Source organism: Phaeobacter sp. S60, assembly GCF_000826845.1.
Lineage (GTDB): Bacteria > Pseudomonadota > Alphaproteobacteria > Rhodobacterales > Rhodobacteraceae > Phaeobacter > Phaeobacter piscinae.
This window is the reverse complement of record NZ_JSWJ01000042.1, coordinates 22920-37127: the sequence shown is the minus strand read 5'-3', so window position 1 is coordinate 37127 and position 14208 is coordinate 22920. Positions and strand designations below refer to the sequence as shown.

Sequence of the window (14208 nt, the reverse complement as noted above, 5' to 3'; positions counted from 1 at the left end):
TCTTTGAACCGTTTGCAGGCCTGCTGAATCCGGTGGCAGGACGGTACATTCCCAGCCAAAACATCATCCGCCCAATCCAGCCCGCGCTGGGTCACCGGCGTTGAAAACGATGTATCCAGCATCAAGACGGACCGCGCTTGCGCGTCAGGGGGCGGAAGGGGGTAATAACCTTACCGCCTGACGTTGCTTCCTCTGACGTCGGCTCGTCGAGCAATCCCATGAAAGAGGTCTGAGTGGACTGGCCCTGCTTGGCACGAACATAAGGCGTTCCGAGAAGATCGCGCTCCAAGACCGCGAGCCGGTTTTCATGGGCAGCGCGCTGCTGTGAAAGCCCGGACATGAAGTTTCCTTCGCACGCATCAAAGCCCTCATCGACAATCATAACCGAAAGCCGGTCGAACGCCGCGCGATGGATAGCGTAGCGAACCACTTGCCCAAAAACAGGCTCATCAATCAGCCCATCGCGCTTCAGATAGCGCAAGAGACTTTCACCATGCGCCTTCTCGACGTCGTCAAAATGAGGAGGCCAGCCACCAAGTAGGTTGACAAGTTTTTGAATGTCCGTGCCAGTGTGAAGCATACCCCCCCCCTATAAATTTGTGCGCGGAAAAATCTGATTACTAGCGCCGGTTTCAGCCTTGGAGGTTCCAGACTTTCAGAGCCCCCCTCCCTTGACAGCGCGCCTCTCAGCCCGCTGCTTCTTAATGTCGTGACAGCTCTTGCAAAGTGACTGCAACGCACCGAACCAAAACAATCCATAGTCATCCCGGTGCGGGACCACGTGATCCGCGACGGTAGCCAATCGCTTTGAATGGTCAGGACAAAGGCGACACAACGGCTCGGCATCAAGTTGCTTCAAACGCCTGCCATCTTTGCCCCGCCAACCAGCACTATTGTACCATTTGCGGCTCGGTCTCGCGGTTCGCTGCTTTACCTCAGAGGGCCTGTCTCGCTCCCGCTTCTCCGACCGCGCATGCGCATCACAGTAGCCAGTCCCGACCTCGACCAGGCGGAAACATCCCTGATGCGCGCAGGGCTTCTTTGGCATCCAGCGCCCCCTTCGCAGATTTCAGATGATACAACGCAAAAGCGCCCGCCGGTTTCCCGTGGGCGCATTTCGTGATGATGTACTATTCATGCCTCGCAGGTGACTTAAGTGTCAACACCCTTTTTCAACCTGCCAGATCATAGCCCTGCATTCTGTCCAGAGCTGCACAGAGAGATAGGCGCAGCGCACCAACTGCCTGCCCGTTCTTTGCCCAGCCATGCGAAGCCAAGACGCCTTCCAGCGGCAGATCGCCAAGACACACCAAGTCAACAAGTCGCCGAACATAGATGGCCGACCGCTTGCGCCCGCCGTTCTGTGACGGACGAATACGCCGCACTTCCTTGGCCAGCCCATCGCCGATCCTACGCTGCAGCGCGCGCAACCGGTGGAAGTCACGGAAGATCGCCTCTTCCCGATCACCGCCGCCACCACTGGAATTGACCGCTTCAAGGGATGAACACTTGACACCCGATGTGCTCACCCGCTCCACCAGCGCGGCATAGTCTCGGCCCGCACTGATCTGCCCGGACGTGAACGGCGGCACATAAGGCTGCGGATCTTTCCCCTCTCGCTCCAACCGATGCTGAACTGCCCGATGCGCCTTACGCGCGGCGCGTTCCATTTCATCGAACACATCTGCGACCCGCGCGGCATCCTTACCTTCATGCCCTGACTTGACCGCCGCAAAGCCACCATTGCCCGTCGCCCGGATTTCTCGCGGTGTGAACTGGATCATGGGACCACGCCCCGGCGCCAACCGGATTTCATCACCACAGGCCAACGGCACAGCGCAGCGCGCCTTGATCGCGGCAATTCGATCCGCCTCAGCCTGTAGCCGCGCGACACCATCGGGCGCGACGATCACCACATGTTCGGTCATGCTGCACCCCCGCTCTCGACGATCGCAACAATGCGCCGGCACTTCTCTGCTGCCTGCGCCCGCGCAGCCCGCAGCCGTTGATCTTCATCGGATAAGACACCGCCGCGCTGTTCGGCCTCGGTCATCCGAGTGATGCGCCGCTTGACCTCAACTGACCGCTCGCGGATCTGGCGCACATCGTATTCGCGCGGCCACACCCGATGGCTCCGCAGATGCGCCAACAGTTCCGGCGCGAAATCCTCCGCCATCGCAGCCTTGCCGAGGGCACCGCCGAACACCGCGCGAAACAAGGGCGATGCGTCATCGGCGGGCGCTTGGATCTGCGCCGCCCAGCCCAGCACCTTGGCGGCAATCGGAAACCGATCCTTGCTCTTGCCGCTGGGCATTGATCGAACCTGTTCGGCCAACGCCTGCAGGTTCAGATCCGTCATATAGGCCAGCTTGCCGCAGAGTTCGTCCTGCATCACCTTGAACTGCGCCACGGTCATTCCCGATGGCTTCACCAACCCCAACCGGGTCAGCGGATCAATCAGGTGCTCCCGCACCCGCTTTTCGCCTGCATGCTGCTCTCTAGCGTCCATGTCTGCTCTGCCTTTCTTCTAAGCAATTCCAAGTTATCCACAGGCGTCCCGCCAGAGTTCTGCGCTAGTAAGGTGTTCTGTATTATTCTGTTTTGTGCTGTTCTGTTCTGTAGGGCAATTTCACTTGCCGGGTGAAATCGTGCTGAAATGTAGTGAAATCATTTCAGTTGTATTTCAGTAGGATTTCACGTGCGCCGATGCGCCGACAGCGGCGTCACAGCGCCGGTATACCCCAGCACCTCGGCCATGGCCGCGCGCAGGTTGTCGGGCGTGATGTAGATGTCAGCATGATCGAAATGCTCAGCCAACATCTGGATTGCACCCTTGTCCGCAGCCATATGCTCGGGAACACCCATTTCCTGCATCTTGGTGCGGATCTTGTGCCGCTTCAGCGCCATACGTGAGGAATCCCGCGCAGCGTCCCTGCCGCGCTTGCGCTTGTACATATCCTTCACCACGTCCTCGATATCAGGATGGCCGAGGCGCTCGCTCATTGCCCCCGTCCTGGGATCTTCGACCAACACGGTGATCCACCCCTTCAAGACCCGCGCCCGCACCTGCAACCACTCATCCACGCTGCGAAACCGTGCGAGGTCGGCCAACTCGATATCATCGGTCGGCAGGGTGCCTGCTGGGTCCTCCCGCATGGCCTCTGCCTGAAGGATCACGGCGGTGCCGATGTCTTCCCGCCGCCCCGCCATCACCGAGGTGCGTACGAAGGAAGAACCGAGGAACTGATGCCCATGGAACGGAAACCAGTCATGTGACGATAGGGTTTCCCCCAGTTTCAGCGGCCATGGGTCAGGCATCGCCTGCACCACGTCATTGATTTGGCCGTCCATTCTGACCTCCCTGCTGCTCAGTGTTTTTCTTACGAACCGTCTGAAACGCACGCCCATGCGCGTGGCTGTGTCGAACGAACTCAACCCCGCCCCGACGCTGCAGAAGCAGCCTGTCCAGCTCTTTGAAATCGGAGTCCCAGTCGGCAGATTGCTCACGCCGCTTGGCCACCTGCTTACAGCCATAGACCACAGTCGTATGGCACTGCTGACCGAGGGCCGAAGCGATGGCCGAGACACCCAATTGCGTATGCCTGCGCAGCATCACCATCGCCATTTGACGCGGCCAGGACACTCGCCGTGACCGGTCAGGCCCGATCAGCACATCCGCCTTCAGCTGATAGTAGTCGGCGACGGCCTGGACGACCTCGCGTGACATCAAACGGCGCTGCCGACGTGGCGATGTCCGAGACGCGCCAGCCGGGACCGAGGCGAGAATATCAGACATCAGGCACCCCCATTCAGCAGATACACAGGCCGCATCGCGCCCAGTCCGGTGCAGACAGAGCGCCAGACCTCTGCCGACTGACGCCAACCCTCGATCGGCGGCACCACGACGATCTCGGCTACGCGAGAAACTGGATCAATCTCAGCGCTGGCCGCGCCGGTCTCAAATGCCGATAGCGCAGGCGACAAGGGCAGCAGCCCTGCCCCACTCAACAATCCCGCCCATTCCGCCGCGTAGTCAGCGGCCAACACAGGACCGCTGGGAAAGTCGGAATAAGGCGTGGCGAGGCAGGCGATCCGCCCCCGTTCGCGCGCAGCAACGTCATCAAGCGTCACGCCTGCGCGTAGCAAATCTGTGATACCCCAATACCAGCGCAACCAGACCCAATCGGGCCGGTCAGGAAACGCCAAAGCGCAGGACTGAAGGTCAAGCATGGCACCACCCTTGGGAAAAGGGGCGCGCAGTGCAAACTGCACCAACGCGCCAAGGTTCCATCAGGGAGGATACGGGGGCCACATGCAGGCGCGCCTGCCCCCAATCGGCGACGAAGCGAGGGTGGCGGCCCTCTATGCCCACTGCGTTTCTTACAGAGGTAACCAAATCCGCATAACCAACTGAACGAGAGAACATCTGGTGCTGAACTATTGTCCATTCCGTCACGCGGGACACGTACCATTGGACACAGGGTGCTCCCCGAAAACCGTAAAGACAGAGTGAAATCAGCAATCTTCCACGGGGAGAGCTAATTTTCATATTACGGATCGATATCTGATACTTACGGTAATCTAGCCCTCTGAAAATTAAAGGCTTCGACAACCTTCCACAGCGTTTATCAAATAATATGGATTGAGAAACGATGGAGCCACATTTGATATTTTGTGTGCTGGGACGACGATTCGCAGTCATCGCCCCAGCTGAGGAACCCGCGCACTCATGCAAAGCGCGGGACCATAGGATCGCAGGCACAATACCACTAATGCCCTGTGCGGTCCGGCCAACCACGTCCCGAAAGGAAAAACCGACATGGCTGACTTGTTTGGGGAAGGACCCCCATACGAAAGACACCCAATTACGGGTGTCAAATTGAACGTCACCGCAAAGAAGCGACCTGCACTCGATTTCATTGAGGCAGTCACTGCGCACATCATGTTTTTTCAAGGTGTGTCGGTCACACTCATTGCGCAGAAACTGGGCACAAACCCAGCCCGCGTTGTTGAGGTATTCAAAGGTGAAGAACACCCGGACGCCAAAACTGAAGCCTACAGGCTTCTGAGAGCAGCTTAATCTAAGAAGCCATACCATCCAGGGGGAAACGGGGACCACATGCAGACGCTCGTGTTCCCAATATGAGCACCAATGAGGGTGGCGGCCCTCTGTGCCCTCTGTGTTTCGGCAACCGGCTGGATGAACCAGGGTGGAAATACGAGGTGAACCCGCGCAAAGAGTTGGCAGCGCACAGATGCCCGATACGATCCGTTCCGCAATGCGCCAAATGAAAAAACCGCCTTGACTGACGCCTGTGCAGACACCGTTCATGGGATCCTCTGTCATTTCACAGTCTCTTTTTCAGCTTCAGCAAGAGCATCGAGAATAGCCACGACCGTTCCATGCGAAGGACCGGCGATCTTCCCGCCCTCCAAACGGCAGACATAGTTGGAAGAGGGGAGGCCTGCACGACGGCACAGCTCCGCCTGTGAGAGACCAAGTTCCTCACGTCGAGTTTTGATGTCTTGAATGCAGTTTGTCATTTTTGATGCCATTTATACATTAAGGTATATAAATATACTCGAACGTATAACTGTCAACGCCTAATCCGTCTTGCGCCCTATACCGATACGTACTACCGTTTTCGTTGATTGGGAGAGCTAAGCCGAGCACATGGACAACGCCGCAAGAAACAGACTGAAAGCAGCCCTTGCGCATAGCGATTGGACCGCTGACGCGTTAAGCAACAAGCTTTTTGGAACAGCGACTTATGTTTCTCGCGTTACGACCGGTCGTATTCAGGATCCGTCACCGACACGCTTGCAAGCTATCTGCGATGCCCTTGAGGTCGACATTACCTTCATTTTGACCGGCCGATCTAGCTCTCCAGACCGTGAAGAGCTAATCAACAGTCTTGCGAACGCACCTGAGAGCGTGATCTCTGATGTTGCTGAGTTTGTTCGGCAACATGGCCTTGTGAAGAAGTAAAAACCTTCAATCTTTTCAGATAGAACTGACGTATGGCCCGCAACTCACTGTCGGACGAATGGACTATTGCGCTAGCGATGTCCTGAAAACTCGTCATGCGTGTGGCCTCACTGTCAAAATTGATATTGATTTATACATTTTGGTATACTACCTAGGGGATAGTTATGGTCAAGGAATTTGAGATGAACCCTCATGTAAAATTAGCCTTTGACACATTGTCGCGCTTCTCAGATTTCGGATGCGCAATCGGCATTTTGTTCAACAATGGTCATCCAAAATACTCCCACTTCACTTATCCTCCCACATTCTTGGAAGCCTACCATGAGAAGGATATGGCCCTAAGGGATGCCACCTTGAGGTACGGTTTGACTTGCAATGGTCGTATCGGCTGGTCTGAGCTGGAGAGGCAAGGTTGGGACGCGGCATCCTTCGAACTGGCAAGGTCATTCGGAATTGAAGACGGTGTTTGCTTCGCTCTCGAAATCGAAGGGCACAAGACCATTGCAAGCATATCTCATCGCAAAGGTTGCCCGCCGTCGGATGCCACTCTCGATAGATGCATGGACGCGTTGAGCCTAGCAACTTTGAGTTCGCTTGAAGAACGCAGGACGCTAAAACTATCGCAAGGAACTTTGGATTATCTGTCGGCGATTTCACAGGGTGGAAAATTGAACGATGTCGCCGAAGTTCTGGGACTAACCTACTCAGGCGCTCGCGCAAGGCGGGTGAACGCGCTTGACGAGATTGGCGCCAAGACAGACGCCCAGGCGGTTGTAATAGCTATCCGTGAAGGTGCATTCAGCCCTTACCGAACGGTATAGAGAAAGTCGAAAGCTTAAATCTTAAACTGCTCTTGGATTCTAAATTCAGGAGTAGAAAAATGATTTCAATCGTCGGACCAAACCCCTCCGAGGTAAGCCATCAAAACATTCTGGACTTTATGGCAATCAGGAAGGAGGAATTTGTAGATCGACTAGGATGGGATCTCGTCCATACGTCGCAAGTCGAATGGGATGAATACGACCTCCCGAATGCTCAATTTATAGTAGCATATGAAGATGGAAAATGTATCGGTGGAGCCCGACTTATGCGCACCGACAGCATAACACCTCGGCGCCAGGGGCAAGATCTGTCCTACATGCTGGCCGACTTCCTATCGGGCGCTCTGCCAGTTGACTTCGATCCCGCAGCAATGAAGGCCGAGTTACACCCGAGCGCTGATTTATGGGAAATGACCCGCTTCGTAGGAAGCCCCCATATCACTAGGGTAATACTTGCCCGTGCAAACGAATACTTGGCTGAGGTTGGGGCCCAGTCAGTCTTGACACTGTCCCCCCGCCTAATGCCTTTGGCACTCAGGCGACTGGGATACAAAGTCAGCGTGTTGAGCAAACCCGTCACGTTCGATGGCTTAGAATATGTCGCACTGAGAACCGATATTCGCAGCGACATGCGCAGAACTGGCTAGGGCAGCTTCTCACATTCATCACATTTGTACCTGTATGTATATTTACGACTTGATTTATACCATTACGTATATTTATGTACATACAGGTACAGATTTTGAATGGAGTACAGCGTGGACGATGTATTTGAGACAAACCCCGCACCTGCTAACGCCACAGGCGATATTGAGCGGGACCTACTGACCGATGCGCTCGACACTGCGGGCAACCCAATAGCGCACTGTAACAATTCAAATAAATTCATTTGGTCGTGGTCAGTCCTGAAATCCGCCCGAGGCCAGCGCGTCAATTTCGATAAGCTTGATGAACCCGCGCACCGGATTGAACCACCCAGCAGGATCGCGGACCGCATCCGACGCCACATCGCCGCGACAGGCCTTCCCGCCCGTCCGCCGGCATTGATAGCCCAAGGCGCGATCGCATGACCCGCCAGCCCTTTGCCGAGATGCCACCCGCCCAGCAGGCAGGGATCCTCTGCAATGATCCGCGCTTTCAGGAATTCGCCGCACAGCGCAGCGGCTTTCCCGGCAAATCGCTAATGTCCAGCGCCGCCGCTGAATATGTTCGCATGATCTGCGGCGTGAACAGCCGTGGCCTGCTCAACAGCAACAAGGCCGCTGCCGATCGCTTCGCCGCCCTACGCACCGAATTCGACGCCTGGACAGGCAAAATATCGACCCCTTACCGGTGATCGGAGCAACCATGCAAACCAGTGCGCATACCCAGCCCCGTGTACCTGTCACAGGTACACAGGACGCGCCAAAGCAGACCATCAAAAGCCTGAAAAAGATTGAGATCTTCGGCCTCAAGGCGCTGTGGCTTCACTTTGCCGACGAAATGGACCTGCGCCGCCTTGCAGTCCTTCACCTGCGCATCCGCAGAAAAGAACGGGCCCTGCACGAACTGAAGGAAGAACAACGCCAGATCAGGAGAAAATGCACCCGCCGAATGCAGCGCGCCAGAAGCAGCCGCTGACCACACCCGCAGCGCCAACCCTAAAAGCCGCCCCCCTTTGATGGAGCCGTTACCATGCGAAAATTCAATGCCCGAATTGATGACCGCCACTTTCAGGAAATCCATCATGCATTGGGTTGCCCGTGGCCGGATGAGGTCATGGGCGAGACGTACCGCAACTACTTCTGCACTGGCGACGACACCGAGACTGCGGAACGAATGCGCACGTCCCCGCATTGGACCGGCGGTAACAAAGCTCATGGCTCGACCTATTTCAGCGTGACTGGTGAAGGGCGGTCGGCTCTGCGAGATTACATCCTCGAAAACCTCCACATCCCTGCGCGATATGCTGTGACCTACAAGGGCCAGGGTGATTACCCTCCAAGCTTGCTGCCCGCCAAAAGCCACTCTGCCGCAAGGTATGCGGCATACCTCCACTCGGAATGCGAATGGCCCTTGGTGGAATTCATGGCCGAGATCGCATCGGTCAAGATTCATTCCCGAGCGATCAACCCTCACCTTTCCACCTAACCCCGAAACCGGAGGCACCATGACAGCGTTCATCGGACATCACTACATCAGCGACGAAGGCGCCAACGTGCTCAACGTGATGCGGATTGGCTCGAGGTTATCTGCGAAGGGCGCTGAGCCCATCTCAATCCTCGCCAGGGTTCCAAGCGATGAATGCGGATGCCCAGAGGAGCTGTGGCGCATCGATGGCCTCGATTTGCTCTTTCACTTTGAGGAGGACGGGCAGAGCGAGGCATTCATCTTCGCCGGAGATTGGGAGATGGAAACCACCCTGCAGGCGCGATCTCTCGATGATCTGCGCGCGAAAGCATTCCAATGGTTCGCGGACATTATGGATACCGCGGAAGAGTCCGAATAACCCCAACCTCTAGGAGTTGCACGATGTGGGAGCTAGACCCAGACGAACCACCAGCAACCGACGAAATGGTGCAGGTGCTTTGCGAACAACTGCACAACGAGACGGGAGCCGTTTCTATCGGTGACTACGGCGCAGGCGAAGAGTTTGTTTCCATCGGCTACATCCGCGCTGACAACATGCAGTGGGAAGTTGCGGGCTGGAACATGAGCCAGGACTGCTGGACCTCGGCAGCAGGCTACAAAATCGTAGGATGGAGTCCGCTTGCCAGCCCCAAAGAACCCTAATTCCAACAAACCCCAACCCCGAAACGCACCGAAGCGCCCGCAACCGCACCATACGCAGGAACACCGTGACCAAGCCTGAAACCGTGAAAGTGGGATATGCCCGCGTCTCGACAATAGAGCAGAACCTCGACATGCAAATTACAGCCCTCAAACAATACGGCGTCACAGACGCCATGATTTTCACCGACAAAACGAGCGGCGCGAAGAAAAACCGCCCAGGGCTGCAAGCGGCGATCTCAACCGCGGCGGAGACTGGTGGCGAGTTCGTGGTTTGGAAGCTGGATAGGTTGGGCCGTACACTGCTGGGCATCATCGGCGCGATGCAGGTGTTTGAGGCTAACAACGTCCTGCTGGTCAGCCTGACAGAGCGCTTCGACCTCGCCAGCCCGATGGGCAAAGGCATGTTTCACATCATGGCAGCCTTGGCACAAATGGAGCGCGACCTGATCAGAGAGCGCACCATCGCAGGCGTCAAAGCGGCCCGTGAGCGCGGCGCGCGTCACGGCAGACCGCAAACAATGACACTGGAACGGAGGGAGAAGGCCGCAGAACTTGCCCTAGCGGGCGTATCAGCGACCAAGATAATCCCTGTGATGAAGGCAATGCCCGGACCCAGCATAGCCAAATCTCGCGTCTATCAATGGGTCAGAGACTTCAAGGCACAACACGAATTGCCAGCCTCAAGAAATACTCAGAGCATTATCGGGAGCCAGAAATGACACAGCAACTCATCGCCGTAGATGCCAATGCGCTCGCAAGCCTCCAGGATGAGCTGACAGAAATAAAGCGTCTCCTATTGTCCTCGAAAATCAGCCCGCCAGCAAAATGGATCACAGTCGCGGAATATGCGCAAAAAGTGGGTAAATCCGAAGCGACCGTAAGACGATGGATCAGGGATGGCCAGCTTGAGCGAAAGCAAAAGTTGGTCAAGAACCCAGATGCCTAGTCCAGGCGCTTGGCCAACTCTTCAGCGCTTTCGTTATAGTAAACACGCAGCTGCCTCAGATCCGTGTGCCCTACCATCCGGGCCAGCGCTAGTACGTCAAGCTTTCGTGAGAGCGCAGTGATCGCCGCATGACGGGAATCGTGGAACGTCAAACCGGTGACATCCGCCCTATCCCGCAACTTCCTAAACAGAACATCCAGCTGGCGAGACGAAAGACCAAACACCGGATTGAGATCCGGCAAGGCTCGTAGCAGCTCAATCGCCTTGGTCGACAACGGAACCTCTCGCGGCCTGCCATTCTTGGTATGCGTTAGCAGAGCCACCCGGCGATCCAGATCAACCCGATCCCACTCCAAGCCAGCAATTTCACCCGCGCGCATTGCGCTCTCCAAAGCAAACCTGAACGCATGGAACGCCCTCGCTGTTGCTTTGGTCAGATCTTCACCCGCACTCAACTGCATCGCTTCGATTTCGTTGGCAGTCGGCAGCCGATCACGGGGCTGCGGTTTCGTAGGCTTACGCACGTCACTGAGTGGATTTGCTGCAATCAGTTCCCACTCCCTCCGCGCCACGGTCAGAACTGATGACATGAGCTGCATTTCGCGGATTACACTCGCGGGTGCAACTTCCTTTAGGCGCTGATCCCGCCACTTTGCGAAATTCTTGGCAGACAAATCCTCCAGCCGGATCTTGGCAATCTCATCTCGCCCGATCTTTTCCAGCCGTATCACCTCCCAGCGATGCCCCCGCTTTGAAGGCGAGACCTCGCGAGCATAGCGCTCAAACAGCTCGCCCAACGTCAGCTTCGCCGCAACCTTGTCGTGGTTCAATATTTCGAACTCAGCCCGAGCGGCCCAGTCTTTGGCCTCTTGCTTTGTCGGAAATACCTTTGACTTTCGGACACCATTGCGGGCAACCTCGGCCCGATATCCCGATTTTAGCTTACGAATAGACGCCATGAATTACGCACCGTGCGGAAAATATGCGTAAACGAATACACATTCCTGCACATCATGGGTAGCCACTCAGGCAAGCAAAATCCGTAACCACCTAGATTTGTATGAATAAATATTCAAACATGTTCAGTTCTGTTTGAATGATGGTGCGGACGGCGCGCACCAACATTCCGTCCGACTATATCCGTTTTTATTTGCCCGTCCACTGATATCAGGCCATAAATTCCACAGGCTGTCGCATTCTGTCCGCCCCTGTCCGATTGCAGCGGGGGCCAGTTTGGGGGCCAAAGTGGGGGCCAAGCATGGCGAGAAACAAGCTGAAGGCGGTGGAAGTCAAAAACGGCAATGGCAAGCTGTTCGATGGCGCGGGGCTGTATCTGCTGAAAAGAGAGGCCGATAAAGGCCGCTGGATCTACCGCTACAAGCACCAAGGGCGCAGCCGGGAAATGGGCCTTGGCCCCTACCCTGCGGTGAGCCTTGCAGAAGCGCGCAAGTCTCGCGACGCCTGGGAGGCGGCGCTAAGGTCCGGCGAAGACCCAATTGCGACCCGTGACCGCCAGCGGGCGGATCAGCGCGCAGAAGCCAGCCGGTCAGACCCGACATTCGCAGAGGCCGCAGAAACCACCTTTGAGGCAAAGAAGGCGGGACTGCGGCGAGATGGTGCAAGCGGGCGCTGGCTGAGCCCGATCAAGCTTTACATGGTGCCGGCCATCGGCGGGATGAGAATGTCCCAGATCCACCAGACGGACATTCACCGGGCACTGGCGCCGATCTGGAGGAAAAAGCACCCTACCGCAGAAAAGGCCATTCAGCGCACCAAGATCATATTTGAGCATATGCGGTTCTCAGGCGTGGAATGCGACCCGTTCATGGTGGACATGGCTAAGCACATGCTGGGCGAGGTGCGGCACCAGATCAAAAAGACCCCCGCGTCCGCATGGCAGGACATTCCCCGGATCTATGCGGCCTTGAACCGCGATGACGCATCCCACCTCTGCCTCCGCTTCAAGATCCTGACGCTTGTTCGATCTGCCGGGGTCCGAGACGCCCGGTTTGCCGAGATAGATGGCGACGTGTGGACGGTGCCAGAGGACCGGATGAAGGGCAGTGAGGGCAAGGTTTCTGATTTCCGCGTCCCGCTGTCATCAGCCGCGCTTGAGGTGGTTGCAAGGGCCGAGAAGTGGAAACGCAGCGCCTATATGTTTCCCGGCGGCCGATCCGGCGGCATATCTGACGTTGCAATCGGCAAGGTGTTCAAGAAGATCGACCCGACCGGGACGCCCCACGGCCTTCGCACCAGCTTTAGGACATGGGTTCAGGATACCGACGCCGCGCACTATGACGTTGCGGAAACCGCCCTATCTCACATCATCGGCGGGAAAGTCGAAAGAGCCTATGCCCGGTCTGACATGCTGGAGCGCCGACGCTCACTCATGGAAGCATGGGCGCAGTTCGTGACAGGGGCGAAAGAAAACGTGGTGCCTATTCGGGGTGGGGCCGGGTAGTGCCGGTGACACGGTGAACCTCACGAATGACGCCCTTCTGAATGGCCAACAATCGAGTGACGGTTTGATCCGGTCCCGACCCGAACTCTAAGCCGATGTTTAGCCCAGATTGTGAAGGGAGCGCAGGGGCGATAACCGCCGCGCTTGCCGCTACCAGAAATGTTCGTCTATCCATGACCTCGCTCCTATCACTTCTAGTCTTCATCTCTCGTCTTCGCCTCACGAGGATTGATGACGAAATTCAGCGCCATGCGCAGAGACCGGACCGGCCCCACCCCGAACGTAGACATGCCAGCACCCCATGACGCCCCAGCGGGAAGATTCCCACGCCTGATGCACTCGCGCGCCGCGCCGTCAGCGAGTTGAGCAAATGTATTTTCAATCTGTATTTCCTTGGTCAGGCCATCTTCTGCATAGAGTTCTGGGACCTCTGTCTTCGCCTCAACCCTCATCAGCAAGCCGCGCCGTCGCGCCTCGATCAGAATTTCGTCATCACTGTATTGATTTTCTAGGCGCAATAGGCGCTCGTCATAATCCATAACGATATCATCCGGGGTCCCGTCGCCAAAATTTACTTTCATCGCCTCGCTCCTATTTCGGTTTGTCGGTGTCTGACTGGGCGGCTTCATCGCGATCCAGCTTTTCACTGATGGCAGCGCGGACAAACTCCATCCAATGCAGCTCTTGCGCGGCGAGGTGATCGTTCACGCGATCCCACTGCCCCGGTGTAAGCGTAACCTGTTTGGGACTGCCAAACTTATCCTGCGCTCTCTTAGGTGGTCTGCCCACTGTGGCGGCCTCAACATTTGCTGCGATCATTCGTCTACCTCGCTTTTAGTTTCCGCACGATTTTTTATCCATACAAAAACGCCTCAGTTTCAATGTTCATATTTACACGTGTTTCTATATATGTAAATATAATCTCACAAACAAACCGGAGAGACCATGAGTGAAGTTTTAAAATGCGATGCAGCCGGTTGCGGGCATGTCGAACAAGTGATGCACATCACCGCAGAACACGTAGGAATGCCGTGCCCGAAGTGCGGGTCCAACTTGCTCACGAGGCAGGACTGGGAGGCGTGGCGGCCAATTCAGGCGCTGATGCTGGCCGCTTCTTCTCTGGACAGTGCCGGATCGGGCGAGAAGATCGAACTTAACGTTCGGGTGCATGGCGAAAAGACCTCAATCGAGATCACAAAGCCAAAGCCCACCTGACCCT

Annotated in this window: 24 protein-coding genes; 13 read left to right on the top strand and 11 right to left on the bottom strand. The window is 56.4% G+C overall.

Features of this window, described 5'->3' with window-relative positions; genetic code table 11:
* Window positions 1-121: 121 nt before the first annotated feature.
* The 6 genes from OO25_RS21950 to OO25_RS21920 all read right to left on the bottom strand — a co-directional run bounded on the left by OO25_RS21950 (window position 122) and on the right by OO25_RS21920 (window position 4230).
* Window positions 122-580 (bottom strand): hypothetical protein, encoded by a 459-nt coding sequence (locus OO25_RS21950; RefSeq protein ID WP_040182943.1) that lies wholly within the window; start codon window positions 578-580, stop codon window positions 122-124.
* A gap of 592 nt (window positions 581-1172) precedes the next feature.
* The gene (locus tag OO25_RS21940) at window positions 1173-1928 is read right to left on the bottom strand and encodes a hypothetical protein (RefSeq protein ID WP_040182942.1); all 756 of its coding nucleotides are present in this window, start codon (window positions 1926-1928) and stop codon (window positions 1173-1175) included.
* Window positions 1925-2509: a hypothetical protein gene (locus tag OO25_RS21935; protein WP_040182940.1), complete on the bottom strand. Its 585-nt coding sequence runs from the start codon at window positions 2507-2509 to the stop codon at window positions 1925-1927. Before OO25_RS21935 ends, OO25_RS21940 begins: the two co-directional genes overlap by 4 nt.
* A 185-nt stretch (window positions 2510-2694) precedes the next feature.
* Entirely contained in the window at window positions 2695-3351 is a 657-nt protein-coding gene (locus tag OO25_RS21930) for a hypothetical protein (protein ID WP_242407096.1), read from the bottom strand.
* Window positions 3332-3796, bottom strand: a complete 465-nt coding sequence (locus OO25_RS21925; RefSeq protein WP_082035401.1) for a helix-turn-helix domain-containing protein — start codon at window positions 3794-3796, stop codon at window positions 3332-3334. Before OO25_RS21925 ends, OO25_RS21930 begins: the two co-directional genes overlap by 20 nt.
* On the bottom strand, window positions 3796-4230 hold the full coding sequence (locus OO25_RS21920; protein ID WP_139044826.1) for a hypothetical protein: 435 nt from the start codon (window positions 4228-4230) through the stop codon (window positions 3796-3798). The genes OO25_RS21925 and OO25_RS21920 overlap by 1 nt, the downstream gene beginning before the upstream one ends.
* Window positions 4231-4819: 589 nt before the next feature.
* Between OO25_RS21920 and OO25_RS21915 the strand changes: the two genes are divergently transcribed.
* The gene (locus OO25_RS21915; RefSeq protein ID WP_040182934.1) at window positions 4820-5080 is read left to right on the top strand and encodes a hypothetical protein; all 261 of its coding nucleotides are present in this window, start codon (window positions 4820-4822) and stop codon (window positions 5078-5080) included.
* Window positions 5081-5343: 263 nt separating this feature from the next.
* Here OO25_RS21915 and OO25_RS23515 read toward each other — a convergent pair whose 3' ends face one another.
* Window positions 5344-5544 (bottom strand): helix-turn-helix domain-containing protein, encoded by a 201-nt coding sequence (locus tag OO25_RS23515; protein WP_158526322.1) that lies wholly within the window; start codon window positions 5542-5544, stop codon window positions 5344-5346.
* Window positions 5545-5674: 130 nt separating this feature from the next.
* Here OO25_RS23515 and OO25_RS21910 point away from each other — a divergent pair, with 130 nt between their 5' ends.
* The 5 genes from OO25_RS21910 (at window position 5675) to OO25_RS21895 (ending at window position 8146) form a co-directional block, all read left to right on the top strand.
* The gene (locus OO25_RS21910) at window positions 5675-5989 is read left to right on the top strand and encodes a helix-turn-helix domain-containing protein (protein WP_040182933.1); all 315 of its coding nucleotides are present in this window, start codon (window positions 5675-5677) and stop codon (window positions 5987-5989) included.
* Window positions 5990-6153: 164 nt separating this feature from the next.
* A complete protein-coding gene (locus OO25_RS21905) occupies window positions 6154-6810 on the top strand; it encodes an autoinducer binding domain-containing protein (RefSeq protein WP_040182932.1) in 657 nt (218 codons plus the stop codon).
* A 59-nt stretch (window positions 6811-6869) separates the two neighbouring features.
* A complete protein-coding gene (locus tag OO25_RS22355) occupies window positions 6870-7457 on the top strand; it encodes an acyl-homoserine-lactone synthase (RefSeq protein ID WP_052465773.1) in 588 nt (195 codons plus the stop codon).
* Between the two features lie 111 nt (window positions 7458-7568).
* Window positions 7569-7880: a hypothetical protein gene (locus OO25_RS22885; RefSeq protein WP_139044825.1), complete on the top strand. Its 312-nt coding sequence runs from the start codon at window positions 7569-7571 to the stop codon at window positions 7878-7880.
* A complete protein-coding gene (locus OO25_RS21895; protein WP_040182931.1) occupies window positions 7877-8146 on the top strand; it encodes a hypothetical protein in 270 nt (89 codons plus the stop codon). The genes OO25_RS22885 and OO25_RS21895 overlap by 4 nt, the downstream gene beginning before the upstream one ends.
* On the opposite strand, the gene OO25_RS21890 is transcribed toward OO25_RS21895, so the two are convergent.
* Entirely contained in the window at window positions 8137-8538 is a 402-nt protein-coding gene (locus tag OO25_RS21890; RefSeq protein ID WP_052465772.1) for a hypothetical protein, read from the bottom strand. The genes OO25_RS21895 and OO25_RS21890 overlap by 10 nt on opposite strands.
* A 30-nt stretch (window positions 8539-8568) precedes the next feature.
* Between OO25_RS21890 and OO25_RS23155 the strand changes: the two genes are divergently transcribed.
* The 5 genes from OO25_RS23155 (at window position 8569) to OO25_RS21865 (ending at window position 10528) form a co-directional block, all read left to right on the top strand.
* Window positions 8569-8940: a hypothetical protein gene (locus OO25_RS23155; protein WP_052465771.1), complete on the top strand. Its 372-nt coding sequence runs from the start codon at window positions 8569-8571 to the stop codon at window positions 8938-8940.
* A 19-nt stretch (window positions 8941-8959) separates the two neighbouring features.
* On the top strand, window positions 8960-9298 hold the full coding sequence (locus tag OO25_RS21880; protein WP_040182928.1) for a hypothetical protein: 339 nt from the start codon (window positions 8960-8962) through the stop codon (window positions 9296-9298).
* 23 nt (window positions 9299-9321) lie between these two features.
* Entirely contained in the window at window positions 9322-9582 is a 261-nt protein-coding gene (locus OO25_RS21875; protein ID WP_040182926.1) for a hypothetical protein, read from the top strand.
* A gap of 65 nt (window positions 9583-9647) precedes the next feature.
* Window positions 9648-10301, top strand: a complete 654-nt coding sequence (locus OO25_RS21870) for a recombinase family protein (protein WP_052465770.1) — start codon at window positions 9648-9650, stop codon at window positions 10299-10301.
* Window positions 10298-10528: a hypothetical protein gene (locus tag OO25_RS21865; protein WP_052465769.1), complete on the top strand. Its 231-nt coding sequence runs from the start codon at window positions 10298-10300 to the stop codon at window positions 10526-10528. The genes OO25_RS21870 and OO25_RS21865 overlap by 4 nt, the downstream gene beginning before the upstream one ends.
* Here the strand turns inward: OO25_RS21865 and OO25_RS21860 are convergent.
* Window positions 10525-11487, bottom strand: a complete 963-nt coding sequence (locus OO25_RS21860) for a site-specific integrase (protein ID WP_040182924.1) — start codon at window positions 11485-11487, stop codon at window positions 10525-10527. The two genes, OO25_RS21865 and OO25_RS21860, sit on opposite strands and share 4 nt — an antisense overlap.
* 299 nt (window positions 11488-11786) lie before the next feature.
* On the opposite strand from OO25_RS21860, the gene OO25_RS21855 reads away from it, so the two are divergent.
* On the top strand, window positions 11787-12989 hold the full coding sequence (locus OO25_RS21855; protein WP_040182923.1) for a site-specific integrase: 1203 nt from the start codon (window positions 11787-11789) through the stop codon (window positions 12987-12989).
* Window positions 12990-13183: 194 nt separating this feature from the next.
* Here OO25_RS21855 and OO25_RS21850 read toward each other — a convergent pair whose 3' ends face one another.
* Together OO25_RS21850 and OO25_RS21845 are read right to left on the bottom strand one after the other, a co-directional pair.
* On the bottom strand, window positions 13184-13570 hold the full coding sequence (locus OO25_RS21850; RefSeq protein WP_040182922.1) for a hypothetical protein: 387 nt from the start codon (window positions 13568-13570) through the stop codon (window positions 13184-13186).
* A gap of 10 nt (window positions 13571-13580) precedes the next feature.
* Window positions 13581-13808 (bottom strand): hypothetical protein, encoded by a 228-nt coding sequence (locus OO25_RS21845; RefSeq protein WP_040182921.1) that lies wholly within the window; start codon window positions 13806-13808, stop codon window positions 13581-13583.
* A gap of 126 nt (window positions 13809-13934) precedes the next feature.
* Here OO25_RS21845 and OO25_RS21840 point away from each other — a divergent pair, with 126 nt between their 5' ends.
* Complete coding sequence (locus OO25_RS21840; protein WP_052465768.1) at window positions 13935-14204, top strand: zinc ribbon domain-containing protein; 270 nt, start codon at window positions 13935-13937, stop codon at window positions 14202-14204.
* Window positions 14205-14208: the final 4 nt, after the last annotated feature.